The sequence below is a fragment of the Paenibacillus sp. J22FR21 genome, from assembly GCF_056269135.1.
Window position 1 is genome coordinate 821,904 of sequence record NZ_JBWDNJ010000003.1, and the last position, 25,679, is coordinate 847,582.

Here is a 25,679-nt window from a genome sequence, read left to right on the forward strand (position 1 = left end):
ATGTGGAGGTTCGTACACACGGGGAATCGGACGCCGGCAGAGAACATGGCAATCGATGAAGCGATCGTCGTTGCTCATGAACGGGGACTTGTACCGCCAACCGTTCGATTCTACGGCTGGAGTCCTGCGACATTGTCCATTGGCTGTTTCCAGAAGGCTGCCGAAGAGGTTGACTTTGATGCTTTGCACAAGCATGGCCTCGGCTTCGTCCGGCGGGCAACCGGCGGACGCGCGGTGCTTCACGATCAAGAGCTCACCTATAGCCTCATCGTCTCCGAGAATTATCCCGGCATTCCGAGCAGCGTAGTTGAAGCCTATCGCGTGCTCAGCATGGGACTGCTGTTTGGCTTTCGCGAGTTAGGTTTAGCCGCGAACATGTCGGGTATGGAAGACTTTGAGGCTGATGTTATCGCGGATCCATCCACGTGCAGTGCTTCGAGAGGAAAGGTGATGTCGGCTGCCTGTTTCGATGCTCCTTCCAAGTATGAGCTTGTCGTTGAAGGCAAAAAAATCGCGGGAAGCGCACAAATGCGAACCAAAGGAGTCATCCTCCAGCACGGCTCCGTCCTTATTGAACTGGATGCTGACCTGTTATATGATGTTTTGCGTTTCGACGACGAGACGGAAAAAAGGCTGATGAAAAAAGTATTCGAGCGCAAAGCAGTCGCGATAAATACCTGTCTGCGCCGGAAAGGGGAGCTGCCGCTAATGATTTCGGATGTGGAAGAAGCTTTTCGCATCGGATTTGCTCAAGGTCTGGAAACCGAACTCATCTACGGCGCCTTAACGGAGTTTGAAACGGAATTGGCCAACCGGCTTGCGGTAGATAAATATGGCGCTGACGGTTGGAATCTTCGAAGATAAACGGAGGATGATCGGATGAAGCCTATACGACGGCATTCAGCTATGACTAATCTGCATGGACCGCGGCATCGCCGGCTTCTAATCGCGCTTTTCGCCTCCCATTTCTTCTGCACGGTACTATTTGTTTCTGCGGGGTATGCGCTATCGGAAGGCTTCAACCTATCTCCGATTTCGATAGGTTTGAACCTCATTACCGGCATCATGCTATGTGTTGGAGCCTACATTCCGGATAATATGCTCGCTCGATCAGCTTGGTCTTCCATCCCTATTGGATTGTTGCTATGCATGTTCGCGTCGATTTGTCTACTATCTTGGGGCGGCAGCGACTCATCCGTCATCACCTTTGCGGTGTCCTGCGCAGGCTTCGGCTTTGCGGTGGTGAATCTTGGCGTGTCTTCCGAGAAGGCTGAGGTTCAGCTGCAAGGGCTCCCTGACGGATTCAATCATAAAATGGTCAGTTCGCGGCTACTAGGCCTTGCCAGCGGCTTCGCAATCTCGGCGCTATTCGCGATTGTGCAATGGGGAAGCTTTCATATCGGACTCATGCGGCTGGTTAACGGCTGCGCGTTCTGTCTGCTTGCTGTCTGTTTCATATTCATATCCAAAATTAGCTGGGATCGTTCTTGGGAGTAAGCAGAACAGACGAAGAGGGAGCAGATTTCGATTGACAAGCGTATTTACAGAATGAAGCCCGCGGATTTCCGCGGGCTTCATTCGTATTTGTCGGATCGCGCGTTAAGGAAATGCAACAGATCTCTTCTGAATAAAGCGACCTAGTGTTAATGATTCGTTCGTCCGCCGACATGAAGGATGGACGCGACCAAATTGTCATGATCCTGTTCACTTACGCCGCCTGAGAAACCGCAAGACTGCCTGGCAATAAGCTGGGTAGGCAGGATAATGACGTCCTCTTCCTTGCGAGCATTAAAGACGAGCTGGGTGGCAATGGCGCCAACCTCAAATTTGGAATGGCCGATTGTCGACAAAGCAGGCCTGATTAGCGGGGCGAGATTAATGTTGTCGAATCCGACTATCGCAATATCTTCAGGTACACGAAGCCCTGCTTCGTGCAAGGCTCGAATGGCGCCAATCGCCATCTCATCATTAGCTGCGAATATCGCATCCGGCAGCCGTTTGCTTGCTATTAGGAGCTTGACCGCTTGATAACCGCCGGCTTCGAGGAATCGGCCGTGCATCGCAATCCGCTTGGGGACGGGCAGGTCATGTTCGAGCAAGGCGCGTTTGTAGCCCTCGTATCGCTGCGTATTATCGAAGGCAGCCGTCGGTCCGCTCAGAAACTCAATATTGCGCCGTCCCAGCTTGATCAGATGCGTGACTGCATCATAACCGCCTTGCTCATTGGTAATGAGGACATTATGTACATAATCTCCACGTAACTCTCTATCCAGAACGACAATGGGGAAAGATTCCGACGCTACTTGAAGAATGAGGCTGTCGCTGATCGCTGTACCCATAACGATGGCACCATCAACGAATTTTTCTCTTAAGAAACGATGTGCAGAGCTGTTCTCGCCGCCATAGGTACTGCAGACGATCAAATTGTAATCATGTGAGGCTACAATTTCTTGGACGCCTTCAATGACTTGGCTGTAGAAAGGACCGCCAAGATCGTTCAGGAATAGTCCGATCGTCTCGCTTTTGCGTTTCTTCAAATTACGAGCAGCCCCGCTTGGACGGAAATTAAGTGCCTCAGCGGCCCGAACGACTTTACGGCGTGTCTCTTCACTGATCTTAGGCGAGTTATTCAGTGCGTAGGAGACGGTCGAAACGGCAACGCCCGCCATCTTCGCTACATCCTTGATTGTAGCTGACATGTTATCCTCCCGGTCGAATACGAATTTTAGAAAAATGAATGAAAGAAGGTTAACAATTTCGTCATATGTAATGGTTATTATAACATTCGTTTCTACAGCATGTGAATGATCAAACAGGAAATATAGGGTCCAGAGTCGCATCTATCTATCCATTTATTAGCTTAAATCAATAAATTATTCGCGAATGAGATGCAGTGAGATTGTTGCTGATGAAAACATCGATCTTCTTTATAATGGAAGATGACAGCCTGATGGCAACTCACTTAGATGAATGGCGAACATGAGCTATAAGAAGGAGTTGGAGAGCTAGCATGGAAGAGAACCTTAATTGGCAGGCAAAATGGATCTGGCCGAATCGGCCCGGCCTCGAGCAGGCTGCAGGCGAGCGAGAGCCGCAGTTGGCTTATTTTCGCCGGAGCTTTCACGTTTCGGATAAGTCGGATGTTCGCTTGACTGTACGCGTTTCTGCAGACAGCCGCTATCGGATCTGGCTGAATGGAGAATCGCTCGTAAGCGGTCCGCTTAAAGGCGACATGAACACGCACTACTATGAAGTGATCGATGTGACGGACAAGCTTCTTGACGGGGAGAATGTATGGGCAGCCCAAGTCATTTACTATGCCGGACGAACCGGACCGGCTTCCGTTTGGCGGTCAGATATGGGAGCGTTCCTGCTGGATGGCCAACTCGTAGATGGATCAGGGAACACATTGGAAGATGTAAGCACAGATACTCGCTGGCAGGCACTGCGTCTTGGCGCCGGTGCGTTCACGTTCGAGCGGGAGACATTTACGTTATTTATTGGCGGCGGGGAACGAGTGAACGGAAGCGAGCTGCCGATCGGCTTCACGACTCCTGATTTCGATGACAGCAATTGGACGAATGCAGCGGTGGTCAGCGAGATTATGGACGGGATGTATGGTCAGTTGACTCGCTGGCAGCTAACCGAGCGTTCTATTCCGTTTATGCAAGAGACCCTTCGTTCTTTTACTCGCGTTATGCAGGCGTCGAGTGGGGATCGGACTTGGAGTGAAGGCGACTCGCCGGAGCAGCTGCTCGGCGTGGTGCTGGCTCCGGGAGAGAAGCTGATCGTCGAGCTGGATGCTTCGAAGATGACAAGCGGATACCCGCGCGTTCAGTTCTATGGAGGCAGAGGTGCACAAGCCTCCGTGCTTTATGCCGAATCTTATGAGCTCCCGCCGGGCGAAGGCGGCATGCGCAACAAAGGGATTCGTGATGATAAAGAAGGGAAGTCATTATATGGCTTCGAGGATTACTATTCTCTTGCCGGCGTAGGTAATTCGAGTACCGCTGTAAGTGAAGTGTACGAGCCTATCCACCGCAGAGGATTTCGGTTTATCCGCGTGACGCTTCAAGCCGCAGATGAACCCGTCATGCTGGCTGGTATCGATTATCGGCAGAGTGGCTATCCGCTGGAGGAATTGGCTGCTTTTGACGGATCAGATCCTACATTCGCTCCGTTATGGGAAATCAGCTTAAATACGCTTCGCGGCTGTATGCACGAAACGTATGAAGACACCCCTTTCTATGAGCAAATGCAGTATGAGCTGGACAGCCGACTTCAAGCGTTGTTTACCTATTCCGTGAGCGGTGATGACAGGCTCGGTCGGAAGACGATTCGCGACTTCCACAGCTCCTTGCTGCCAAGCGGCATACTGCAAAGCCGTTATCCATCTGTCGACAGACAGGTCATTCCGGGTTTTGCTTTGTTCTGGCTCATGATGGTGTACGATCATTACAGCCATTATGGCGATGCTGCGCTTGTGAAAGCCTATCGTCCGACGATGGATGCGGTGCTCGGCTGGTTCGAGAATCGCCGCGAGGATAGCGGATTAGTCGGGCAAATGCCGACTGCGTATTGGTCGTTCGTCGATTGGACGATGGCATGGAAGGACAATGCCGGCGCGCCCCATGCGGCACGCCGCGGGCCGCTCACGGTGTACAATCTCATGTATGCGGATGCGCTTGTTAAAGCGGCAGAGATGAATGAGTGGACCGGACGAAACGAAGTCGGCGCGGAATACCGCGAACGGGCAGCTTCCGTGCGAGAAGCAGTTCGCCTGTATTGCTGGTCGGAATCGCGGCAGCTATTCCGTGACGGTCCGGAAGTGGAGGCTTACAGCCAGCATGCGCAGATGTGGGCGGTACTCACAGGAACGGTAAATGGTGATGAAGCAAAGTCGCTGACGGTGCGGATGCTGGACGGAGACGGAGATGGAGCGGACCTGGCGCAAATCTCGACGGCGATGTCCTACTACCTGTTCCGTGCGCTGGCGATGACGGGCATGTATGAGCAAACGTTCAAGCTATGGGATTCATGGCGCAGACAAGTCGATCTCCATCTGACTGCTTGGGTGGAGGACCCGGTGTCAGAACGCAGTGATTGCCATGCCTGGGGCGCTTTGCCCCTCTATGAGTTCCCTGCGGAGATACTCGGCATCAAGCCGCTGACTCCCGGTTTTGCCGAAATCGGGATATCGCCGGTCGTCGGGCCGCTCAGCTGGGCGAAGGGAAGCACATCGACACCACATGGTCTTGTTGAAGTAGCCTGGCAGCAAGAAGGCAGCCGCTTCAGCATTCAAGTGAACGGTCCAGTCGGTATTCCGGTTACTCTCACACTACCAAGTGGTGAGAAGCGCACCTTTGCTGAAGCACGGGAATTGGAAATCGAGTGCGAATATGCAGGGAATGCTGTTGCTAATAGCTGATAGGGTTTGGGAGATCGAGATGTCTGTAATGGACATGTTGATCTTCTTTTTATTATCCCTAATTTTCCAGTTCCTGTTATACTAAATAAGGTGGATCTCCTCGTTAACAGAAGGGTAATCGATTTCGAAGGAGCGTGAATCTTTGTTCAGTTTCTCGATAAACGCGGACTTGAAATTACATATCTTGCAGATCAATCATGCGGATGAAATCTATGCCGCGATTCAGAAGAACCGAGAGCATATTGGCGAGTTTCTACCTTGGGCGCTCACGACGACAAACGTCGATGAAGTGAAGCTGTACATTGAATATGAGTTAAAGAGATTCGCAGGAAACAACGGCGCATCGTGCGGGATCTTCTATCAAGATCGCTACATTGGTAATATTAGCATCCAAGATATCAATTGGAAGCATAGGAAGACGTCGATTGGCTATTGGTTATGCGCGGATTATCAAGGCAAGGGATTCATGACGGAGGCGTGTAAGACGATTATCCGGCATATCTTTCAGGAGCAGGAATTAAATCGGATCGAGATTCGGGTAAGAGAGGATAATGCAAGGAGTAAAGCAGTTCCTCTGCGCCTTGGCTTCGTGCAAGAAGGAATCATTAGAGCGGCCGAATACAATAAGGGACACTATCATGATCACCTCGTATATGGTCTGTTGAAATCGGAGTGGAAGGCAAGCGAGACAGGATAGGGATCAGCAAATATAGATGTTCAAAAAAAGAAAAGGGAAGTCAAGCCGGATTACGAAGAATCGGAAGAAGCTTCCCTGTAATTATTCATTCTCCGGAGGTGCCGGAAACCGCAGCGTAAACGTCGTTTCACTGCTGGTAGTGTCAAAAGCAATCGTGCCTTCGTTGCGCTCCACGATCTGTTTGCAGATGGCAAGTCCAAGGCCGGTGCCGTCGGATTTGCTCGTGACGAAAGGATCGAACAAGGAAGCCTGAATCTCATGCGGAATTTCGGGACCGGTGTTACTGATTCTGATGTAGATGTAAGAGCCGTCGACAAAGGTATGTATCGTAATTCTACGGAGCTCCCCTACTGATTCGCGAAGGGCATCAATCGCATTGTTGAGCAAATTAGAGAATACTTGCACGATCGCAATCTTCTGAAGCTCCACTTGGAGCTGCTGCTGCATGTCTAGAATGAGCTCGATGTTTTCGTTGAGCAGCAATGGATTGACGAGGATCAGCGTTTGATCGACAAGCTCATTAAGTGAAGTGAGGATACGGTCTTCCTCGGCAATCGGTTTTCTCGAGAAGCTGAGGAAGCCGGTTATTTGCATTTCAATATTGCGAAACTCATGATCGATGATATCTAAGTATTTCTCGATGCTGGAAAGTGCGCTTGGGGCAAGGGATTTGCGAATTAACACGAAGAACCCCTTAATGGATGTCAGCGGATTTCGAATCTCGTGTGCCATGCTGGAGGCCATCTTACCAATGAGGTTAAGCTTATCCGTGTGCATGTCCTCGATCATTTTGTCCTGCTGCTCGATTTTCCCAAAAGCATTCTCCCAGAAGTAGGTGGAGAGGACAGATTGGAAGGTATCAATTCTTGAAAAGATCGTGGTAATGATCGAAACGAATTCAGTACGATCGATATCCGAATGATTGAAAGCTTCGAGGAAGGCTTCCCGTAAAAATAAAGTACTCTGGTTAATATGGGCTATCGGGACTTTTCGCCGAAATAATAACTCAACCCAATCCTTGTAATTCACATAAACCGGATGCTGCTCGATCGGAATATGAAAATCCGAAATAAGAGCCAAATAAAGCGTGCCTTGAATGCGGAGCTGAACCGGATCATATTGACCGGGATAGGCGGTAAATAATCGATCAATCCAACCATCGATGATCATGTTCGAATGGTTTTCAAAAAAACGTTTAATTTCGCTCATGTATCGGCTCCATCATTCAGTTTGGTAATGCTTGAAGGTCTATTCTATTTAAGCACGAATACAAGATATTCTTCAATAAGATATAATTTCCAGTTAATTGCGTCTGGCTCGTAGATTATTGCTCCATCAGCAACAGCTCGTCAACCTGTACCAGGCAGCCTGTCCCTTGCGGCGATTGTGCAACCACTCCTGCGAGGCAGGTCGTAGGCAGGTTCATGCCAAAATACCGAATCAACCGCCATTGCTCTCCGTCCGCCGAATAGTGGAAGGAGATGCAGTTGCCGTCACGTGTGAGGCGTAAATACGGCTTCTCCACATCAACTCGCTCGGAATTGCAGTCGTCTGAGCTGCCTTCCTTGGTGACAACAGACACGATAGTAGGATATTCACCGTTATATTCGAAACATAACTTGGCCCAGTTACGGTCGTCCACCATCAGCATGAGACAGCCCGAATCATATTTGTGTGTCATGACAGCACTCAATCGAGTTGAAAGCACGAAAGAACCGCTAACCGGCAGATGGAGGAAAGGTGCGGAACTGACGATGTGTTTGCCAGCCGGGTCTTGATAGAAGTCAGCATTCGCCGGGGCTTCAATTAGGAGTTCGCCATTCTCGCCACGCGCCGAGTATCGGGGTTCATTCATCCACTGCATGGTTTGTTCCGGCACTTGATTCAGCAATAAATTCGCTTCCACTTTCATCCCTCATTTCATAAAAGTAAGTAATTCTTAACTACATTCTCTCCGTATTCGAAATGTCCTGCCCTCAGCTTAATCCTTGCCGAGATTTGCGGTAGTCTCCCGGTGTCTGGCCGGTCGTCTCTCTAAACATACGAATGAAATAGTTGTAGTCTTCGATGCCGATGGCTTCGGCTACGACGGGAACAGGCAGCTCGCTCGCTGCGAGAAGCCGCTTGGCTTCTTCGATCTTCAAATAACGGATGTATTGGACAGGTGTTTTGCCGGTGTGCTTCTTTAAACAGCGGGCTAAATACTCAGTGTTAAAATGAAACTGTTCCTCTAAGGAAGCCGAGTGAAACGGTTCCTTAATGAAGCGGGTTAAGTAATCCTCCAACTGGCGGCTTAGTGTAAGCGAACGCGACGGCTTCGTCGATTCTATCGTTAATTGCTGCAGCTGCTCCAGCAATCGGACGAGTAGTCCATGCAGACGCGCGGCATTTTCTAAATTCAGCTTGTGCTGGATCGACAGCATATCTCGAAGTATGGGCAGCAGCGGCTTCGGGTCAATATTCGCCCATTTTGGCAGAAATAACGATTGTCTGCGAGGGAGAAAATCGGCATCCGTTCCCGGTTCAAGAATGGAAGACCATGAAATTTGTTGGCTGGTCAGCAAGGCAGCAGGGAGCGGATGGTAGAAATGAATCCAATAAATTTCGGTGTCCTCCTCACAAGGCCGATGGCCGACATGAGTGTGACCGGGCTCAAGCAGCAGCAGATCACCTGCACCAAGCGTATACGGCCGCTCATCCTCGGTCATATAAAGGACGCCTTGAATAACCAGCAGCATGTCATACATGGGGAAATTCCGCTTGAAATGCTGGTTTCCGGGACGCCAGATGGAATGGCCAATGGTTACGAATTGCGGAAGCGGAGGTATTGGAAGCTGCAAACATTCCATCTTGGAGGCACCTCTCCTATTAGGTCGATTTTGTGCTATAACAAGTCTATTCCATCTCTATCCTCCTGCGCAATGACTATGTAATAGTGAAGAAAGATTGACTACGAGGATAGGGGCGAAGCGTATGCGGTTCAGACAGGTTCATCTTGATTTTCATACCTCAGAAGCAATTCCGGGCATTGGCAGTCAGTTCTCCAAGGAGCAGTTCCAAGGCATGCTCCGCAAAGGCCATGTCGATTCCATTACGGTGTTCTCCAAATGTCATCATGGCTGGGCCTATCACCCGACCGACGCCAATGAGCGCCATCCCGGTCTGGAGTTCGATTTGCTAGGGGCGATGATTGAGGCCGCACATGAAGTCGGCGTCAAGACGCCAGTTTATATTTCCGCCGGGCTGGATGAGAAGTTGGCCAGACGTCATCCGGAATGGCTCTTCCGAGATCAAGAGGAGAGAACGAGCTGGGTGAAGAACTTCATGCAGCCCGGTTATCATGAGTTCTGCATGAACACGCCTTACCTGGAAATGCTGCTGAAGCAAATCGAGGAGGTTGTTCGCCATTACGATGCAGACGGCATCTTCCTGGATATCGTTGGCGTTCGTCAATGCTATTGCCAGTATTGCGTGGCGGATTTGCGCCGAGAGGGCAAAGATCCGCGCAATGCGGAGGATGTGCTGGCGCTTGGCGAACGAACCTACGCTCATTATGGGAGAGCCGTGAAGGAACTTATCCATGGCTTGAAACCGGGCATGCCCATCTTCCAAAATGGCGGTCATATTCGCCGCGGCCGGCGTGACTTGGCACAGTTGAACACCCATCTGGAGCTGGAATCGCTGCCTACCGGCGGATGGGGGTACGATCACTTCCCGCTGTCGGCGCGCTATTCGCAAACGCTTGGCATGCCTTATCTAGGCATGACTGGTAAATTCCATACGTCATGGGGGGAATTCGGCGGCTATAAGCATCCCAACGCATTGCGTTATGAAACTGCTCTCAGCATTGCGAACGGTGCTCGCTGCTCGATCGGCGATCAGCTTCACCCGGACGGCATCATGGATGAGGCAACTTATGAGCTGATTGGTCACGCCTACCGCGAGGTGGAGCAGAAGGAAGCTTGGTGCACGGATACGGTGAATGTCGCCGATGTAGCGCTGCTCTCGCTGGAAGCCGTCGGTGTTCACAAGACTACGGGGCAGGTAGATTTCACAGGGCATTCCGATGCCGGAGCTGTGAGAATGCTGCTGGAAGGAAATATGCTGTTTGACGTTATCGATATGGAAGCGGACTTCTCCGCCTATAAAGTTATTATTTTGCCTGACGAGGTAGTGCTAAGCAGTAAGTTAGCCGCTAGTCTTAGGTCCTATCTGGCAAACGGCGGTAAGGTTCTGGCTACCGGGCGGTCGGGCTTGAAGGAAGACGGAAGTGGATTTGGCCTCGATTTCGGTGTGAAGTGGCTGGGCGAGAACCCGTTCCAGCCGGATTATTTTCGGCCGGCGTTTGAAGTAGGCGGACTCGGCAAAGCCGCATTTATTTTCTATGGCAAAGGGCAGCGTATTGAGCTTGTAGATGGTGCAGGCGCCGCCGCTGCTGCGCTTGGTCGGCGGGAAGATCCTTATTTTAACCGGGATGTGTTCACATTCTGCTCCCATCAGCACACGCCAAGCTCGCGAAGCGATGGTGGACCCGGCATGGCAGAAGGTCCGGATGGCATCTATATCGCTTGGAATGTGTTCGAGGATTACGGGACGAAGGGCAGCTTAATTCTGAGAGAAACGGTGCTCTATGCCCTGAATAGATTGCTGGGCGAAAGGAAGACGATCGAAACTTCTCTGCCTGCACAAGGAATTGTGACGCTGCAGCAGCAGCCCGCGGAAGGTCGCTATGTTAACCATTTGCTGTATGCGACACCGGTCAAACGCGGCAATGGCATTGAAATCATAGAGGATATATTGCCTGTTTGCGATACGACGGTTTCCCTGCAATTGCAGGAAGCGGTCAAGAGTGTTTACTTGGCTCCACAGCAAACCGCGCTGCCATTCGTGCAGGAAGGCGGGAAGTTGACCTATACCGTGGAGCGTCTGGAATGCCATCAGATGGTCGTGATTGATATCGTGAAATAGACGGACGGTTGCTAATACAGCAGGAGCGGGTTATGTAGGACCGTTTCTGCTGTTTTTTGCTATTTATGGCAATCAGGATGGAAGGATTTAGGGCAGAGGTCACGGAATACAATGATTAGGAAATTTAGGATAGAAAGGAATGATCCTTCATGAGGCTCGGAGGTCCGATTCTGGCAAGGGAAACGCTTGATCCGGAGCGCTGGATTGCTGCACATGCAGAGCGCGGTTATACGGCTGCATATTTTCCGGATGTGGATGAAGCGGCACAAATCGAGGAGTACGTTCGCGCTGCCGCAGCGGCGAACATTGTCATTGCGGAGGCGGGGGCGTGGAGCAACCCGCTGAGCCAAGACCCGGAGGTGCGGGAGCAGGCAATCCGCTACTGCAAGAAGAAGCTCGTGACGGCAGAGCTGGCAGGGGCACGCTGCTGCGTGAACATCGCCGGTTCGTTAGGCGAGCAGTGGGATGGTCATGATCCGGCGAACTTGACAGACGAAACCTTCGAGCTGATCGTCGATACCGTTCGCGGAATCATCGATCATGTGAAACCTGAGCGTACTTATTATACGCTGGAAATGATGCCGTGGATGTACCCGGATACTGTCGACAGTTATTTGCAGCTCATTAAGGCGATTGACCGGACGGCGTTTGCCGTGCATTTGGATCCTGTGAACATTGTCACTAGTCCGCAGCTGTTTTATCGGAACGGGGCTTTGATCGAAGAATGCTTCACCAAGCTTGGTCCCTATATTCGCAGCTGCCATGCTAAGGATATTGTGCTTGGCTCGTCGATGGTGGTTCATCTGGATGAAACGCGTCCGGGGCTGGGAAAGCTGGATTATGCTCAGTATCTCCGCCAGTTAGTGAAGCTGGACCGTGATGTACCGCTTATGCTGGAGCATCTGGACAGTGACGCCGAATACCGACTTGCGGCTGACTATATTCGAGCAACAGCAAGTTCGATCGGAGTGAAGCTGAAATGACGAGCCGAAAGGATGTTGGGATTGTTCTGACAGGCGTTCGCAGAATCGAGCTTCAGTCGATGGATCGCGGGGCTGCCCTGTTGCAGGCGAACGAAATTATAGGAGAGACCTTGTTCACTTTAATTAGTACGGGGACGGAGCTCGCGTTGTATCTGGGGCGGGCTGATTTCACGAGTATTCCGGGCTATGCCGCGGTGTTTCGGGTACAAGAGGTTGGTCGTGATGTCCAAGCCTTCAAGCCTGGAGATTTGGCATTCTGCATGGGGCCGCATCGATCTGTGCAGCGTGTAAGTGAGAAGGAAGCACTGCTGCTTCCGGAGGGCTTGTCCCCGGCAGCGGCTGTCTTCGCGAGAATGATGAATGTCAGCATGTCGACGCTTTCGACGACACAAGCAAGACCGCCTCAGCGGGTGATGGTAAGCGGATTGGGTTTGGTCGGCAATATGGCGGCGCAGCTATTCGCGGCTAGCGGCTATTCCGTTACGGCTTACGATCCGGTGGCGTGGAAGCGTGAAGCTGCCGCTAGGATTGCCGGTGGTGCTTATATATCGAGCTTGCCGCCTGTGGATGATCCTGCTCTCAGAGGGACATTCGCACTCGTCGTGGAATGCTCCGGGCATGAGCAGGCTGTGCTTGACGGCAGTCGCATGGTTGGCAAGAATGGCGAGGTAGTCATGGTAGGCGTACCATGGAGACGGCAGACCGAAGCGTACGCGCATGAGCTGCTGCATCTTGTTTTCCATAACTATGTCGTGCTGCGCAGCGGCTGGGAATGGGATATTCCGCTGCACGCCGGAAGCGCGGCAGAGCCCGGAATTTTCACGAATCTAGCAGGGGCGCTGCAATGGCTGGCAGCCGGAAAGGTGAATGTAGACGGCTTGTACGAAGTCGTTTCACCGAAGCAAGCTGCTGCTGTGTACGAGGATTTAGCCGAGCAGCGGAACCATTCGCTTGGCCTTGTATTTGATTGGTCGCTTGTTTAGGGATAGCAACCGGCAAAGCGCAACCGGAAGCCGTAAACCGAAACTTCGCTGTCCAACGATCAGCGTTTCTTGGGTTTTTTCTTGCCGGCGGCGGAAGAGGATTTCTTGCTTTTTTTCGACTTTCGTCGGTTCGCGTTAACTTCTTCATCGACGACAACATCTTCTCCGCCCAGATCTTCGTCTACTTCTTCCTCGGCCTCTGGATTCTCACCAAACTCGGGTAAAATATTGGCATCGCCGAACAGGACGGTGCCATTGTTGTTCACGATGATGACTTTGCCGATCCAGCAGAACATGGCCGCGATGCCTCCTTCTGACGCATACTGCTACCGCTGGTCTATGATATGAACCGTGCAGCCTGCCCGTATTGGCGCATGTCTGTAGTATGTAACATAAATAAGGCAGAATGATCGTCTAAGAACATGACGTTCAGCCTGCCTTTAGGTTGTCTAAGCTTCTAAGCAACTGTTGCGCAAACGGACATGTTACTTTTCGCCCAATACTCCTCATTACCGCCAATGTAGGTCCCCAGGAGAGCTACTTTCTCACAATTTCCTGATTCCCGTCCATGTAGAGCCAAAGGTGAGCTACTTTACTTTTAAAGAGAGGTACCCAGAACCTCTCTTCAAACAACATCCATTAGAAAAAGCTGCCTCCATCATCTAAATGAGATGACAGAAGCAGCTCCGCAGCAGCTCACCAATGTACTATAGCACTAATATCCGCGCCCCGTAGGCCAGATGCTCGACCATCCGCCGACTTGCTTCTGCGGCGTTGCCTTCGAGAATGAGCTCGAAGATTTCCAAATGATCGCGATAGGACATCCCGATGCGGTTCATGTCCTTGCGAAGCACTTTAAGTGCCATCTGGAACAGCCGATCCTGCAGATTATCCATCATCTGCACCATTTCGGTATTGTCATAGACGAGGGCAAGGCGGCGATGATACTCGGAATCCGCGTGGGTGAATGCCAGGTAATCATGCTGCGCGGCGGTCTGCTCCTGAATGAGCAAATTTGCACGGAACCAAGCAATCTCCTCCTGCGGGAGCTTGCGATTGGCCAGCTTCTGCACGATATGACCTTCCAATGCAATCCGGAAATCGAAGAAATCCGCAACTCGCTGCAGCGACAATTCGGGTAGACTCAGCCCTTTATTAGGCGCAATGTTTAGCAGACCTTCCGCAGCCAGCTTCTCAAGAGCGGAACGGATTGGCGTGCGGCTCATTTGGAGCAGCTCCACCAAATATTTCTCCGTCAGCTGATCGTTGGAATTAATGGTTCCTTCTAGAATATAAGCGCGAAGCTGCTCATACGCTTTCTCTTTCAATGTTATGGTTGCCATTGTCAGTATCCTTTTCTTCTATGAAATGAATGGATTTCAAATACGCGATCGATTGCTCCGTCCAGCTTCGTTCGAGTGCAGCCGTCTGCTCCACGGATTCCGTGAACGGTGTCCATAATTCAAGGATAGCCGTTGCAGATGTTTTGTCATGCTCCCGAATTGAATCTCGCAGAAGCTCATAATCGAGCCGGCCTGCTCCGGCAGGCGCGCCGAGGATCGTAAAGCCGAGCTGGTGGTCAACCCGTTTAATATCAAAGTCTTTAATATGCAGGTTTACCAGAAAGGGAATTAACCGTTTAATGACGACATCCGGACTCTCCAGCGCGCCAAAAGAATTCACCGTATCCAGGCAGCAGCCCGCGAGCGGATGATTCAAGCTCTCAAATAATTGTACCAGTTGCTGCGTTGTATGCAAGCCATGATTTTCAATGGCAAGCGCAATATTCTCTTCCTCGAAGGCGGGGAGTACCTCACGCAGCTGCTGCTCTGCGGCAGCAAGATCAGGCGTCGTAATGATCGTTCGAACAATCGGGGATTGCAGCGTCCGAGCAATGGACAGATAAGTCAGCAGCAGTGCGGGTTCCGTACCCCGTGTGCCAACTTCAATCGAGACGTTCTGTTCATCAGCGATTTGCTTCAACTGCAACAACTCTTCTGACGAAAGCGGATGAAGAGGCAGATTGTCCGCAATTTGCACAAGATCGAGTCCGCAGCTTCGCGTAAGTTTAATAAGTCCTTCGTGCGTGAGCGGTTCAGCCGGCCGCTCATAGCCGGGAATGCCGATCGACCAAGTGAAGGTGAAAGAGCTAAGTCCAAGTCTCACACAGATTCCTCCCTAGCATTTGTGACCTTAGAATAACAGGTATTTTAGAGGACGGCAATAAATATATATGTATTGTATACATTATGTATTGAATGTCTGATGTCGATCAGTTATGCTAGTTTCAATAATACTTATTCTATTAATAAGGAGCAGGATGAATGAGCAACCAACTGAGTGAAATCGTAATTGCCGTGCTTGGTGCCGGTGGTAAAATGGGCTGCCGAATTACGGATAATTTGAGGCAAACGGATTATCAGCTGCTTCTGTGCGAACAAGCTGAGAATGGAATTGCCCGCATCTCGGAGCGAGGATTGTCCATCACGCCTAATGACGAAGCGCTTGCAGTAGCCGACTTCGTTATTCTTGCTGTACCTGATGCTGTCATTGGGCCGTTAAGCGAGAAGATCGTTTCGCAGCTGAAGGCCGGTGCGACTGTCATCTTGCTAGATCCGGCGGCAGCCTATGCACAGCAAGTAGCGCTGCGCGATGATTGTACATTTGTCGTTACACATCCGTGTCACCCCGCATTGTTCGAGGAGCAAGATTCACCGGAAGCGCGCCAAGACATGTTCGGCGGCATTGCGGCGAAACAGGATATTGTCATTGCACTTCAGCAAGGCAGCGAGGAGAGGTTCGATATTGCGGAACAGATTTGCATCCGTATGTTTGCGCCGGTTACGCAATGTCACCGCATAACGGTAGAACATATGGCGCTGCTTGAGCCGGCAGCGGCAGAAGTAGTTGCGGCAGCTGCTGCTTGTATTATGAAAGAAGCGATGGATGAAGTGATTCGAATGGGCGTTCCGGCAGCTGCAGCCAGATCGTTTATGCTCGGCCATATCCAAATCCCGCTGGCCATTGCGTTCAATAATGTGAATCCATTCTCCGATGCGGCGAAGATCGCGATTAATTACGGCTACGATAAGATTTTCAAACCGGACTGGAAGCAAGTGTTTACGAAGGAATCTCTAGATGAAGTGCTGCGTCTCATGCTGCATTTGGATGAGAAGCCTGCGCTTAAATAATTCATCATGACAGAGAGGGAGATAGAAGCATGTGGAAAGTTGGTCTAATCGGAACCGGCTTCTGGTCGGATAAGCATCTGCAGGCGTGGAGCCGAATTCCGGGTGTTCAAATTATCGCGCTCTGCAACCGATCTTCAGAGAAACTAAAACAAGCTGCGTCCAAATACAACATTTCTTCCGATCAATTATATAACAATATCGACGATATGCTCGCTCATGCGGATATCGACATTATTGATATCGTAACAGGCGCTGAAACACACGTGGATTTCGTTCGGAAGGCTGCGCAGGCGGGCAAGCATATCATGTGCCAGAAACCATTCGCGCCGACACTTGAAGAAGCCGAAGAGATGGTCGCGCTCGCGAAACGAAACGGCGTGAGACTCATGGTTACGGAGAATTGGCGGTGGCTGGAGCCTTTTCAAACGATTAAAGAAGTTATCGACAGCGGTGAGTTAGGTAAGCTGCATGTCGCAAGATACATCCATACCGATTATTACACTCCGCGGATGGAGCCTGAAGCTGAACTGCCGCAACCGTTCTTCAGAACGATGCCCAAGCTGCTCTTCTATGAGATGGGTGTGCATTGGTTTGATACATGGCGGTTTCTCTTCGGGACACCAAAGCGATTGACGGCGGAGCTAACACGGGTCAGCGACCATATTATCGGGGAAGACAGCGGCATTGTCATGCTTGGACATGACGGATTCTATGGATTCATGGATATGAGCTGGGCGACTAGGCAGAAGCTGGACCGTCCGCTTGGCGAGCAAGTTCGGGCGGTCCATTTGGAGCAGTTCGTCATTGATGGCAGCAATGGCAGCTTGAAAATGTATACAGACGGCAAAATCACGATTGTGTCGAAGGACGGATCTTCGGAACGAGTAGTGAAAGCCGAGACAACGCTTGATCACGAAGAGAGCCACTTCCGGCTGCAGTCGCATTTTATTGCCTGTTTAACTAACGGTGAACCGTTCCAAACAAGCGGCGAAGATAACTTAATTACGCTCCGTTTGGCTTTCTCTGTCTATGAAAGTGCTGAAGAGAATAAGATGATTACATTCACTTAGTCACGGCTGATTCGACAGCTTGAAGGGGAAGAAAACGTCGAATATTTCCGGGGAAATGTTGGAGAGAAAATAGTACGCAAATTTTACGGTCATAACTTGAGAGAACCCGGCGGCATTCTGCTTCCCGGGTTTTCTTGGTTAGTAGAATCTCTTTTCCAAGAAAAGGATTGACGGAATTATCCAGCTTCATTACTATAATGTTGTATACAACATACAACATGACAATTCATATATAGAAATCAGGAGGTTAGTAACGTGTCTTCGAGTCAGCTTCCACCGCAGCCGTTAGCGAAACTGGACGTCAGTAATATTTGGGATCAAACCTATCAAGTGCTTAAGGAGCGAATACTAGCCCGACATTTCGGCGCAAACGAGAAGCTGCTCATTCCGGAGCTGGCTAAACAGCTTGGCGTCAGTCGCACCCCGATTCGAGATGCACTGAACCGGCTTGAGATGGAAGGACTTGTCCGCACCGTATCGAAAGTAGGAACTTTCGTTAATCCCGTATTGGTGGATAACGTCAATGACATCATGAACAGCCGGTTGATGATCGACTTATGGACGATTGAGCAGCTGAGCGTCATGGACGAAGGATTGCTTGCTTCCAAATTCGATGCGTTAGATGCGCTGGTTGAGCATGCTGCTGCATCCATTGCAGAGGGGAACGGCATCAACATTGTATTGCAATCCAACTTTGATCTCATGTTTCATTTGGAGCTTGTGCGGATGAGCGGCAATCGTAAAAATGTGGAGATTTACAAATCGCTGATGCATTATCGTTACTTGAATCTTGGCGAGCCGCATGTGACGGACGAGATGATGATGCTTGCTTTTCGTCAGCATCTGTCTATCTATGAATCGCTTCGGGCAAGAGACTTTATAGCGGCGAAGGCGGCTGTCACGGAACATCTGGCATACTCCAGGCAAAATATCTTAAATGTCATCATTCGCAGTGGTGGGGAAATCTAGCAGCAGAAGGAGCAGGGTGACGCGTAGTTATGATGAGCTTACATAACCAAGCAGCTATTATTACAGGCTCGACCAGCGGAATCGGTGAAGCGACGGCATATAAGCTGGCAGAGCATGGCGCCAAAATATTAATTACCGGCAGAGACCAGGAACGAGGTACGAAGGTCGTATCGGAGATTATCCGAAATGGCGGAGAAGCCTTGTTCGTGCAAGCGGACCTCAGTGATCCATCGGTGCCGGGCAAGCTCGTACAGGCTGCAATTACACAATGGGGACGCCTTGATATCGTCGTTAATAATGCCGCGCTGGTCTGCAGCAAGCCGCTTGCCGAAGTGACCCATCAAGATTGGGATCGGCTGTTTGCGGTCAATGTGAAGGCAGGTTTCTTTTTGATTCAGGAGGCGCTGCCTTATTTGCGCGAGAGGCAAGGGGCTGTCGTCAATGTAAGCTCAATCAACGGACAGATCAATGCGCATGACAACCTCGTCTATGACACGATGAAGGCAGCTTTAAACCATATGACGCGCGGACTTGCCTTCGAGCTGCGCAAGGAAGGAGTAAGGTTTAATGCTTTGCTTCCGGCCGGTGTAGCCACGCCACTCTTGGAGATTTGGCTGCAGCAGAAGATGGGCGATCCTGCAGCAGCGAAGCAGGCGGCCGAGCGGATTTATGAGGATCCCCATGTTGGTAAGCCGGAGCAAATTGCAAGCGCTGTCGCTTTTCTGGTTAGCCAAGAGTCTTCATGGGTGAACGGAGCCATCATCCCGATTGAAGGCGGCTTTACGCTTGGGAACACCAAGGATTAAACGAGCCACAGCCATAAAATGAATCACAACAATTCATAAGAAGGATGTGTTTCAAGTGAGTTTGAGTCCACTTCAACTTCCGCTTCCCCTGCAAACAAGTTTAACGGCAGCAAGTCGCAGCACCGCACCAGGATGGGCTGTGAAGCAAAGGCAATTATTCGACCTCCTGAATGAATCCGCGAAACTCTTCATCGAGAAATATACAAGGCCTGACGGTACACTTATTTGGCGAAATGATTGGCCGGGAATGGACGGCTCTGACGATCCATATGAAGGTTTCATGAACTTAGCGCTGCTTCACGCATTAGGGGGCGACGATTTCCTGCATGAGGCATCCCGTCGAATATGGGAAGGCATCACCTTCCAGTGGACGGAATATGGACAGATTCATCGCGAATTTGACGCTTATTATGACTGGATGCATCACGGAGAAGGGTATTTATATTTTTATTTTCTGGGACTGTCGGGACCCGCACTATTGAAAGACCGGCAGCGTGCTGTGCGATTCGCAAACATGTATACCGGCGATGATTCGGAAGCGCCGAACTACGACAAAGAGAAGAAGCTGATTCGTTCTCCGCTCAATGGCAGCAAAGGACCGCGTTTCATCGCTTCCGCAGAGGATTGGTCTACGCATCGGGGCATTCTGGATAATTATTTAGCGCCATATGAAGATATACCGGGTGTGGATTTCGCATCGCGCAAGTGCAAGTGGAGTGACGACACGATCTACGGCCATCTGCTTGCGATGATGAATGAGCGCATGAACCGCGGTGATGTGCCGCTGAACTTAAATGCTACCGGGCTTGTGGCAAATGCGTTCATGCATACGGCCGATGACAAGTATAAACAATGGGTACTGGACTACTTGGCGGCTTGGAGCGATCGGGCAGAACGCAACGGAGGGTTGATCCCTGATAATGTAGGCTTAAATGATGAAATCGGGGAGTATAACGATGGCAAATGGTGGGGCGGCTACTACGGCTACCGCTGGCCGCACGGTTTCATGACCGTCATTGAGCCGATCACGAATGCGACAATGAACGCGGTTCTGCTTACAGGCGATATGGAGCAGCTTGGACTCGCGCGCAGACAGATTGATTTGAACTGGTCGCTTCGCAAGCAGGCGGAGGATGGCAGGACCGTAGTGCCTTACAAGCATTTTGATGCAGGGTGGTCCGATTTCCGGGAAGCGAGCGTACGGTATCCGATCTATCTATGGACGGTCTCGATGGCTGAAGAAGATCGCGAACGGATTAATCGCATTCCGAAGAGCTACAACTGGGATGAGGTGGTGATCCCGAACGTATCCGGCAAGGACGCGCTGACCGGTCGTGATACGAAACATTTTATAAGCAACACGGAGCCTTGGTTCCGCTATATGAATGGTGAGCTGCCGGATTATCCGGACCGCATTCTGGATGCGAATTTCAAGCTGATCATGAAGCAGCTGGACCGAATGGATTCCCCAATGGGCGATCCGGCGCAGTGGTCGGCATCGTATAATGATGATGACTTCTCCAGCATTCATATATGGCAGGAGCTGTGCCCGGTCTATATGGAAAGTCTCGTGCAGCTAACTCTCGGTGCACCGATGCATATTTCACACGGCGGCTTCCAGCACGGCAGATTCCGTTATTTCGATGGGGATCGCAAGCGCGTAGGGCTTCCGCAAGATACGGCGGCACTTGTCGAACAACTGAGCGACGACTCTGCGACACTGCATGTGGTGAATACATCGATGTTTGAGTCGCATACTGTAGTCATCCAGGGTGGCACATTCGGGGAGCATGACATTATTTCTGCCACGGTGCTTGGAGAAACTGATACTGAGCAAACGGTACAGGTAAACAGCAAATGGCTGCAGATCGAGCTGCTTCCGGGCGCATCCATTCGCCTTTCATTATTGATGTCTCGCTATGTGAATGAGCCCACTTATGACGGACCTTGGTCGCGTCAATCAGCGGAGCCGCTGCTGACAGGACGGACCGAATAACGAATCGACTGATGCAAACGGGCGGCTGGGGGCTGCCCGTTTTTACGCATTTTGCAGCAAGCATGGTATAATTTAGGCAAGTCATTCCGCAGGCAGGCATCGACAGGTGCATAATGGCGGAAGCATGTCCACCATTTTGGAGGTTAACGAACGATGAACATTACAATTATTCAAGCAGCTATGACACATGACAAGGAAAACGGCTACAGAGGAAGCGTTCAATTCGAGGTTGAAGGCCATAAACACCCCTACGAAATTACGCTCCAGTTGAACAGCCTGCGTGGAACGACTTGGGATTATAGCTTGCTTTTCGCAAAAGAGCCCGGCCCTGAAGAGCAAATCCATGCAGTTGAAGCCGCAATCGAGCAGGATGATGATCTGTTTGACAGCCTGATTGATGCAGCAGCTGCAACATTGCCGGAAGATCAAGAGGAGGCACAATCATGATCGGAATCGATCTCACCGGGCGCACCGCGCTCGTTACCGGGGCTACCGGAGAATTGGGCAGAGTTATGGCTCGAACATTAGCAGCATGCGGAGCGGATGTTGCGATTCAATACAACCGTAATGAAGGACAAGCCGTAGAGCTGCAGAAGGAGATTAACGCCTTAGGCAGACGTGCTGCTATTGTACAAGCCGACATTACAAATTTGGATTCGATTGTTGCGATGAGAGATAAAGTGAATGCGGAGCTGGGCCATGTTGATATCGTAGTCGCTAACGCTGTCATTCAGTATGCATGGACCTCTGTCCTGGAGCAGGCGCCGGAGGATTATCGCAGCCAGTTTGAATCCTGCGTGATGCAGAGCGTCTATCTGGCGAAAGCTTTCGCACCGGCCATGATCGAGAAACAAGCAGGCCGGTTCATTGGCATCAACACCGAATGCGCCATGCAAAACTTCGAAACCCAATCCGCCTACGTGGCCGGCAAACGGGGGATGGACGGCGTTTATCGGATCTTGGCCAAGGAAATTGGCAAATATCAGATTACGGTCAACCAAGTCGCGCCGGGGTGGACCATTTCCGACCGTGACCGTGCAAACGGGACGGAGCACAATGAAGCGTATGAGAAAAGCGTGGCGTTGAAGCGCAGAGGCACCGATCAAGATATCGCGAATACAGTCGCATATCTGGCTTCCGATCTGGCCGGATTCATTACCGGGGCTTACATTCCTGTTTGCGGCGGCAACGTTATGCCAGCAATCTAATGGACTTTATAAATTCATAGTGACTGAATCGGAGACCATCCCTAGCTGGGGATGGTCTTTGTTTTGCTGAGAGTGCGAAAACCGAACTCTCCGCGTTGAAACCACGCAGAGAAGAACGACTCTCAGCAATTAAGCCAGAGCAACACACTCGCCGGAACTCGACGATAGAATCCCAAGAGAGGTAGGAGTTACCGCTCATAGGAGAGTACATCCGCATTTCGATTGTTATCTGTAGTTGCCAATGTTCGGGTTGTGAAGTAAGATAACGCTTTCAGGGCAAACAAGACGCTCCCCCATCAAAATTGAGAAGTAAACGCCTGCTAATTGCGGTCATTTATGGCAGTCTTAATTTCTGTTTGTCGAAACGTTTCACTTAGCGAGAAAAACATGTATATTATTCATAGGGAGCTGACAGCGACATGGCAGGTCCGCTTCTGGCTAATCTATGCTGCATGTCATAGTTTCCGCAATAACGACGTGATTTTGTTGCTGCTCCATGAATGGAGGCACTCTTCCCTGCGAGCACCGCATATCTGCCCAGCGCGATGTCGATGCTAATCGAGGGATAATATGGTTTTGGAATCGTTGGCTAACCGCCATTGATCTTATACAACACACCTAAAGGAGACGATTGATATGAGAATCAAATTGACTGAGCAAGAATTGGCAAGCGGGCAGCTTAGCCCGGAAACGTTGGAAACAGCAGCTGAGCAGGTGAAAGTAAACGGCTATATCTTGTTTGAGAAAGTACTGAGCGACGAGAAAATCAAAACAATCCGTGACTCTTTCGATCCGATCTTCGACGAGTATATCGACAAACGCGGTTACAACACAGGCACAAACCGTGCACAAATGTTCTTGCCATTCATGGCACCGTTCAATGACAGCGAAGTTATTGCTCACCCTATCGTGATGAGCGTGATCGAGAAAGTGCTCGGCAGAGGTTTCCACTGTTCCTATTTTGCATCCGATACACCTATGCCGGGTTCTGATTATCAAGCTGTACACTGCGACATCATGCCGCTGTTCCCAGAACTGACGGTTCCGCTTCCGGCGTTCAGCCTAGTTGTGAACATTCCGCTGGTTGATGTTAATGAAGTGAATGGTCCGCTTGAAATTTGGCCGGGCGGTACGCACCTGAATCCGGATAATGCGAACCACGATACGCTTGATGGCAGCATCAACCCGAACCTGCACATCGTTCGCGCAGCAGAAGGCATGCTTTCGGAGAAAGTATTCATGCCTGCAGGCTCTATCGTCATCCGCGATATCCGTATGTGGCACCGCGGCACGCCAAACCGTTCGGACGATCGTCGTACGAACCTGGCTATGATCTTCAACCGTCACTGGTACAATTCCAGCACGCACACTCCGATTCCGCGTGAAACTTACGATGCCATGACTGCTAAGGAAAAAGAAGTGTACCGTAACTTCCGCATCGGTCAACCAGTAGCAATGCCTTGGGAATAGGAAGGGGACTTACTCGATCATGAGATTCTATCTAATTGGGGCCGGTGTCATTAACCGGACCCACGCTGAGGCGATATACAAAATCGAAGGCGAAGAAGTCATTCAGATCAAAGTAGCGGATCCGAACCCAGCGGCGCTTGCGAGCTTCGCAGAGCGTTTCCCGCAAGTAACGACGTTTACCGATGCGAAAGAAATGCTGAACGAGGAGCCGCGAGAAGATGATATCGTGATCGTCGGCACGCCTCCTTTTACGCATTTCCCATTGTCGCGCATGGCGCTGGAGTCCGGTCGTCACACGCTCTGCGAGAAACCGCTTGTGATGAATCGCGAAGAAGCAGAAGCATTGCTTGAAATCGCCAAAGCGAATAACCGCATGCTCGGCTGCTGCAGCGTTCGTTTCTTGCAGGTGCCGAAGACGGATGAAGTGAAACGGATTTTGAATTCGGGCGAGCTCGGCGATGTCTACAAAATTTCATTCGTTTTCCGCGGTCAACGCGGTCGTCCCGGTATTGAGCATCAGCCTGAGAGCCGCTGGTTCCTGGATAAATCGAAAGCTGCAGGCGGCATCGTTATGGACTGGGGTCCATATGATTTCACGCTGCTCAATGACATGCTGCAGCCGGTTAGCGTTGAGGTTGCTTCTGCTTGGACGGCGAAACCGGAAACCGACGTTGATCCGAAGGATGTTGTGTATGACATCGAAGGACATGTCGGCGCTATGCTGAAATTCCAGCAAGCCAGCGGCAAGTCGGTCTGGGTACAGTATGAGCGTGCTTCCTGTACGCATGGCGAACCGTATTACACGGTTGAAATCGAAGGCACGAAAGGCGCAGTTAAGTGGTCGCCGTACTTCGAGACCGACCAAGTTCTGGTTAAATCGGACAAGAATGGTGAAGTTATAACTAACGAAAATACGATTCCGTACGAAGGTCAAATCGGTTATATGGACCATCCGATTCACTTCTTCTATCAGAAAGTAAAAGGGCAGCAGTCTCCTGCGGTCGTAAATGAGCAGGCTGTCTTCAATTTCTTATGTTTACAATCGATCTATGATGCTGCTGCAAGTCAACAGGCAGTTGTGCTAAGGAGGAAATAAGCATGATTACAAATAAAGGCTTTTCCACGGGGCTTTACGGCTACATGTGCGAATATTGGAAGGATGGCAAAGATCCGTCCATGGAAGAAATTTTCCGCAACTGTGCGGAAGCAGGCATGAATGCGCTTGAACTGGATCCGACTCCGGAGCTGGTAACACTGGCGAAACAATTCGGTTTAGCGATTTCCGGTGCGTATGTTGGTTTGCAGCTGCATGAGCCGTTCGAAACGCTCAACATCGAAGAAACGGTTATACCTGTTGCTAAGCGTGTCGTCGAAGCAGGCGGAACAGACCTGGTCATTAATGCCGATCCAAAAGGCGGCTGGGATGCTCCGCAGGCGAAGACGGAAGAAGAATTTAAGCAAATCGGCGACAATTTGTCCCGCATCGCGGCTGCAGTCAGTGGTCTCGGTCTTAAAGTAAGCTTGCACAATCATGCTTCGGACAAACACAATGCAGACGGCGATCTTCGCGCGGTTATCGAATACGCGAGCCAAGAAGTAGGGCTTTGCGTGGATACTGGCTGGGCGCATGTTGCAGGTTTGAACCCTGTGGAATTGCTTCGCACTTATTCGGATCGCATTTATGCGTTCCACTTCCGCAATCAAATCGGACGCATCTATAGCGAAGATCTGACTGTTGGCGATATCGATATTAAACAAGTGCTGCAAGCTGCATCCGACATCGGATATGAAGGCTGGCTTACATTCGAGCTCGTGCATGAGGAAGGCACTGGTGCAAAGGGAACGCTCGCGGAAGCGACTGCCAATTCCATTGCATATATGAAGTCTTGCATCGCGGAACTCGCATAGAA

At 50.7% G+C, this 25,679-nt stretch carries 24 protein-coding genes; 17 read left to right on the top strand and 7 right to left on the bottom strand.

Annotation, left to right across the window (positions count from 1 at the left end):
* Window positions 1–864 carry a lipoate--protein ligase family protein gene (locus AC0YNS_RS14250; protein ID WP_475781645.1) on the top strand — a complete coding sequence of 288 codons (864 nt, stop codon included), beginning with the start codon at window positions 1–3 and terminating at the stop codon, window positions 862–864.
* A gap of 15 nt (window positions 865–879) precedes the next feature.
* Window positions 880–1,497 (top strand): hypothetical protein, encoded by a 618-nt coding sequence (locus AC0YNS_RS14255; RefSeq protein ID WP_475781646.1) that lies wholly within the window; start codon window positions 880–882, stop codon window positions 1,495–1,497.
* Between the two features lie 146 nt (window positions 1,498–1,643).
* Here the strand turns inward: AC0YNS_RS14255 and AC0YNS_RS14260 are convergent, their stop codons facing one another.
* A complete protein-coding gene (locus AC0YNS_RS14260; RefSeq protein WP_475781647.1) occupies window positions 1,644–2,699 on the bottom strand; it encodes a LacI family DNA-binding transcriptional regulator in 1,056 nt (351 codons plus the stop codon).
* 311 nt (window positions 2,700–3,010) lie between these two features.
* On the opposite strand from AC0YNS_RS14260, the gene AC0YNS_RS14265 reads away from it, so the two are divergent.
* Together AC0YNS_RS14265 and AC0YNS_RS14270 are read left to right on the top strand one after the other, a co-directional pair.
* Window positions 3,011–5,428: an alpha-L-rhamnosidase-related protein gene (locus AC0YNS_RS14265; RefSeq protein ID WP_475781648.1), complete on the top strand. Its 2,418-nt coding sequence runs from the start codon at window positions 3,011–3,013 to the stop codon at window positions 5,426–5,428.
* Between the two features lie 142 nt (window positions 5,429–5,570).
* A complete protein-coding gene (locus AC0YNS_RS14270; protein ID WP_475781649.1) occupies window positions 5,571–6,125 on the top strand; it encodes a GNAT family N-acetyltransferase in 555 nt (184 codons plus the stop codon).
* 81 nt (window positions 6,126–6,206) lie between these two features.
* Here the strand turns inward: AC0YNS_RS14270 and AC0YNS_RS14275 are convergent, their stop codons facing one another.
* From AC0YNS_RS14275 to AC0YNS_RS14285, 3 genes are all read right to left on the bottom strand, one after another.
* The gene (locus AC0YNS_RS14275; protein WP_475781650.1) at window positions 6,207–7,334 is read right to left on the bottom strand and encodes a sensor histidine kinase; all 1,128 of its coding nucleotides are present in this window, start codon (window positions 7,332–7,334) and stop codon (window positions 6,207–6,209) included.
* 115 nt (window positions 7,335–7,449) lie between these two features.
* Window positions 7,450–8,031 (bottom strand): DUF1349 domain-containing protein, encoded by a 582-nt coding sequence (locus AC0YNS_RS14280; protein ID WP_475781651.1) that lies wholly within the window; start codon window positions 8,029–8,031, stop codon window positions 7,450–7,452.
* Window positions 8,032–8,101: 70 nt separating this feature from the next.
* Window positions 8,102–8,974, bottom strand: coding sequence for a helix-turn-helix domain-containing protein (locus AC0YNS_RS14285; protein WP_475781652.1), 873 nt, complete (start codon window positions 8,972–8,974; stop codon window positions 8,102–8,104).
* A 124-nt stretch (window positions 8,975–9,098) separates the two neighbouring features.
* Between AC0YNS_RS14285 and AC0YNS_RS14290 the strand changes: the two genes are divergently transcribed.
* The 3 genes from AC0YNS_RS14290 (at window position 9,099) to AC0YNS_RS14300 (ending at window position 13,059) form a co-directional block, all read left to right on the top strand.
* The gene (locus AC0YNS_RS14290; RefSeq protein ID WP_475781653.1) at window positions 9,099–11,093 is read left to right on the top strand and encodes a beta-galactosidase trimerization domain-containing protein; all 1,995 of its coding nucleotides are present in this window, start codon (window positions 9,099–9,101) and stop codon (window positions 11,091–11,093) included.
* A gap of 149 nt (window positions 11,094–11,242) precedes the next feature.
* Window positions 11,243–12,076, top strand: a complete 834-nt coding sequence (locus tag AC0YNS_RS14295) for a sugar phosphate isomerase/epimerase family protein (RefSeq protein WP_475781654.1) — start codon at window positions 11,243–11,245, stop codon at window positions 12,074–12,076.
* Complete coding sequence (locus tag AC0YNS_RS14300; protein ID WP_475781655.1) at window positions 12,073–13,059, top strand: zinc-dependent alcohol dehydrogenase; 987 nt, start codon at window positions 12,073–12,075, stop codon at window positions 13,057–13,059. Before AC0YNS_RS14295 ends, AC0YNS_RS14300 begins: the two co-directional genes overlap by 4 nt.
* Window positions 13,060–13,118: 59 nt before the next feature.
* Here AC0YNS_RS14300 and AC0YNS_RS14305 read toward each other — a convergent pair whose 3' ends face one another.
* From AC0YNS_RS14305 to AC0YNS_RS14315, 3 genes are all read right to left on the bottom strand, one after another.
* Window positions 13,119–13,355, bottom strand: coding sequence for a hypothetical protein (locus AC0YNS_RS14305; protein ID WP_475781656.1), 237 nt, complete (start codon window positions 13,353–13,355; stop codon window positions 13,119–13,121).
* A 411-nt stretch (window positions 13,356–13,766) separates the two neighbouring features.
* Window positions 13,767–14,402 (bottom strand): GntR family transcriptional regulator, encoded by a 636-nt coding sequence (locus tag AC0YNS_RS14310; RefSeq protein ID WP_475781657.1) that lies wholly within the window; start codon window positions 14,400–14,402, stop codon window positions 13,767–13,769.
* Window positions 14,368–15,225: a sugar phosphate isomerase/epimerase family protein gene (locus tag AC0YNS_RS14315; RefSeq protein ID WP_475781658.1), complete on the bottom strand. Its 858-nt coding sequence runs from the start codon at window positions 15,223–15,225 to the stop codon at window positions 14,368–14,370. The genes AC0YNS_RS14310 and AC0YNS_RS14315 overlap by 35 nt, the downstream gene beginning before the upstream one ends.
* 158 nt (window positions 15,226–15,383) lie before the next feature.
* Here AC0YNS_RS14315 and AC0YNS_RS14320 point away from each other — a divergent pair, with 158 nt between their 5' ends.
* From AC0YNS_RS14320 to AC0YNS_RS14365, 10 genes are all read left to right on the top strand, one after another.
* Entirely contained in the window at window positions 15,384–16,250 is an 867-nt protein-coding gene (locus tag AC0YNS_RS14320) for a phosphogluconate dehydrogenase C-terminal domain-containing protein (RefSeq protein WP_475781659.1), read from the top strand.
* Window positions 16,251–16,279: 29 nt separating this feature from the next.
* Window positions 16,280–17,320 (top strand): Gfo/Idh/MocA family protein, encoded by a 1,041-nt coding sequence (locus AC0YNS_RS14325; RefSeq protein ID WP_475781660.1) that lies wholly within the window; start codon window positions 16,280–16,282, stop codon window positions 17,318–17,320.
* A 255-nt stretch (window positions 17,321–17,575) separates the two neighbouring features.
* Window positions 17,576–18,289, top strand: coding sequence for a GntR family transcriptional regulator (locus AC0YNS_RS14330; RefSeq protein ID WP_475781661.1), 714 nt, complete (start codon window positions 17,576–17,578; stop codon window positions 18,287–18,289).
* A gap of 29 nt (window positions 18,290–18,318) precedes the next feature.
* On the top strand, window positions 18,319–19,095 hold the full coding sequence (locus tag AC0YNS_RS14335; RefSeq protein ID WP_475781662.1) for an SDR family NAD(P)-dependent oxidoreductase: 777 nt from the start codon (window positions 18,319–18,321) through the stop codon (window positions 19,093–19,095).
* Between the two features lie 55 nt (window positions 19,096–19,150).
* A complete protein-coding gene (locus AC0YNS_RS14340) occupies window positions 19,151–21,091 on the top strand; it encodes a DUF8034 domain-containing protein (RefSeq protein WP_475781663.1) in 1,941 nt (646 codons plus the stop codon).
* 153 nt (window positions 21,092–21,244) lie between these two features.
* Window positions 21,245–21,538, top strand: coding sequence for a hypothetical protein (locus tag AC0YNS_RS14345; protein WP_475781664.1), 294 nt, complete (start codon window positions 21,245–21,247; stop codon window positions 21,536–21,538).
* Window positions 21,535–22,299, top strand: coding sequence for an SDR family NAD(P)-dependent oxidoreductase (locus AC0YNS_RS14350; RefSeq protein ID WP_475781665.1), 765 nt, complete (start codon window positions 21,535–21,537; stop codon window positions 22,297–22,299). The genes AC0YNS_RS14345 and AC0YNS_RS14350 overlap by 4 nt, the downstream gene beginning before the upstream one ends.
* Before the next feature lie 636 nt (window positions 22,300–22,935).
* On the top strand, window positions 22,936–23,769 hold the full coding sequence (locus AC0YNS_RS14355) for a phytanoyl-CoA dioxygenase family protein (protein WP_475781666.1): 834 nt from the start codon (window positions 22,936–22,938) through the stop codon (window positions 23,767–23,769).
* Window positions 23,770–23,788: 19 nt separating this feature from the next.
* On the top strand, window positions 23,789–24,865 hold the full coding sequence (locus tag AC0YNS_RS14360; RefSeq protein WP_475781667.1) for a Gfo/Idh/MocA family protein: 1,077 nt from the start codon (window positions 23,789–23,791) through the stop codon (window positions 24,863–24,865).
* Between the two features lie 2 nt (window positions 24,866–24,867).
* Entirely contained in the window at window positions 24,868–25,677 is an 810-nt protein-coding gene (locus tag AC0YNS_RS14365) for a sugar phosphate isomerase/epimerase family protein (RefSeq protein ID WP_475781668.1), read from the top strand.
* Window positions 25,678–25,679 lie beyond the last annotated feature (2 nt).

Excerpts from the sequence above, each read along its gene's own strand:
- AC0YNS_RS14250 (WP_475781645.1), top strand. The coding sequence starts at position 1 with ATGTGGAGGTTCGTACACACGGGGAATCGGACGCCGGCAGAGAACATG.
- AC0YNS_RS14255 (WP_475781646.1), top strand. The coding sequence starts at position 880 with ATGAAGCCTATACGACGGCATTCAGCTATGACTAATCTGCATGGACCG.
- AC0YNS_RS14260 (WP_475781647.1), bottom strand. The coding sequence starts at position 2,699 with ATGTCAGCTACAATCAAGGATGTAGCGAAGATGGCGGGCGTTGCCGTT.
- AC0YNS_RS14265 (WP_475781648.1), top strand. The coding sequence starts at position 3,011 with ATGGAAGAGAACCTTAATTGGCAGGCAAAATGGATCTGGCCGAATCGG.
- AC0YNS_RS14275 (WP_475781650.1), bottom strand. The coding sequence starts at position 7,334 with ATGAGCGAAATTAAACGTTTTTTTGAAAACCATTCGAACATGATCATC.
- AC0YNS_RS14285 (WP_475781652.1), bottom strand. The coding sequence starts at position 8,974 with ATGGAATGTTTGCAGCTTCCAATACCTCCGCTTCCGCAATTCGTAACC.
- AC0YNS_RS14290 (WP_475781653.1), top strand. The coding sequence starts at position 9,099 with ATGCGGTTCAGACAGGTTCATCTTGATTTTCATACCTCAGAAGCAATT.
- AC0YNS_RS14295 (WP_475781654.1), top strand. The coding sequence starts at position 11,243 with ATGAGGCTCGGAGGTCCGATTCTGGCAAGGGAAACGCTTGATCCGGAG.
- AC0YNS_RS14300 (WP_475781655.1), top strand. The coding sequence starts at position 12,073 with ATGACGAGCCGAAAGGATGTTGGGATTGTTCTGACAGGCGTTCGCAGA.
- AC0YNS_RS14305 (WP_475781656.1), bottom strand. The coding sequence starts at position 13,355 with ATGTTCTGCTGGATCGGCAAAGTCATCATCGTGAACAACAATGGCACC.
- AC0YNS_RS14310 (WP_475781657.1), bottom strand. The coding sequence starts at position 14,402 with ATGGCAACCATAACATTGAAAGAGAAAGCGTATGAGCAGCTTCGCGCT.
- AC0YNS_RS14320 (WP_475781659.1), top strand. The coding sequence starts at position 15,384 with ATGAGCAACCAACTGAGTGAAATCGTAATTGCCGTGCTTGGTGCCGGT.
- AC0YNS_RS14325 (WP_475781660.1), top strand. The coding sequence starts at position 16,280 with ATGTGGAAAGTTGGTCTAATCGGAACCGGCTTCTGGTCGGATAAGCAT.
- AC0YNS_RS14335 (WP_475781662.1), top strand. The coding sequence starts at position 18,319 with ATGATGAGCTTACATAACCAAGCAGCTATTATTACAGGCTCGACCAGC.
- AC0YNS_RS14345 (WP_475781664.1), top strand. The coding sequence starts at position 21,245 with ATGAACATTACAATTATTCAAGCAGCTATGACACATGACAAGGAAAAC.
- AC0YNS_RS14350 (WP_475781665.1), top strand. The coding sequence starts at position 21,535 with ATGATCGGAATCGATCTCACCGGGCGCACCGCGCTCGTTACCGGGGCT.
- AC0YNS_RS14355 (WP_475781666.1), top strand. The coding sequence starts at position 22,936 with ATGAGAATCAAATTGACTGAGCAAGAATTGGCAAGCGGGCAGCTTAGC.
- AC0YNS_RS14360 (WP_475781667.1), top strand. The coding sequence starts at position 23,789 with ATGAGATTCTATCTAATTGGGGCCGGTGTCATTAACCGGACCCACGCT.
- AC0YNS_RS14365 (WP_475781668.1), top strand. The coding sequence starts at position 24,868 with ATGATTACAAATAAAGGCTTTTCCACGGGGCTTTACGGCTACATGTGC.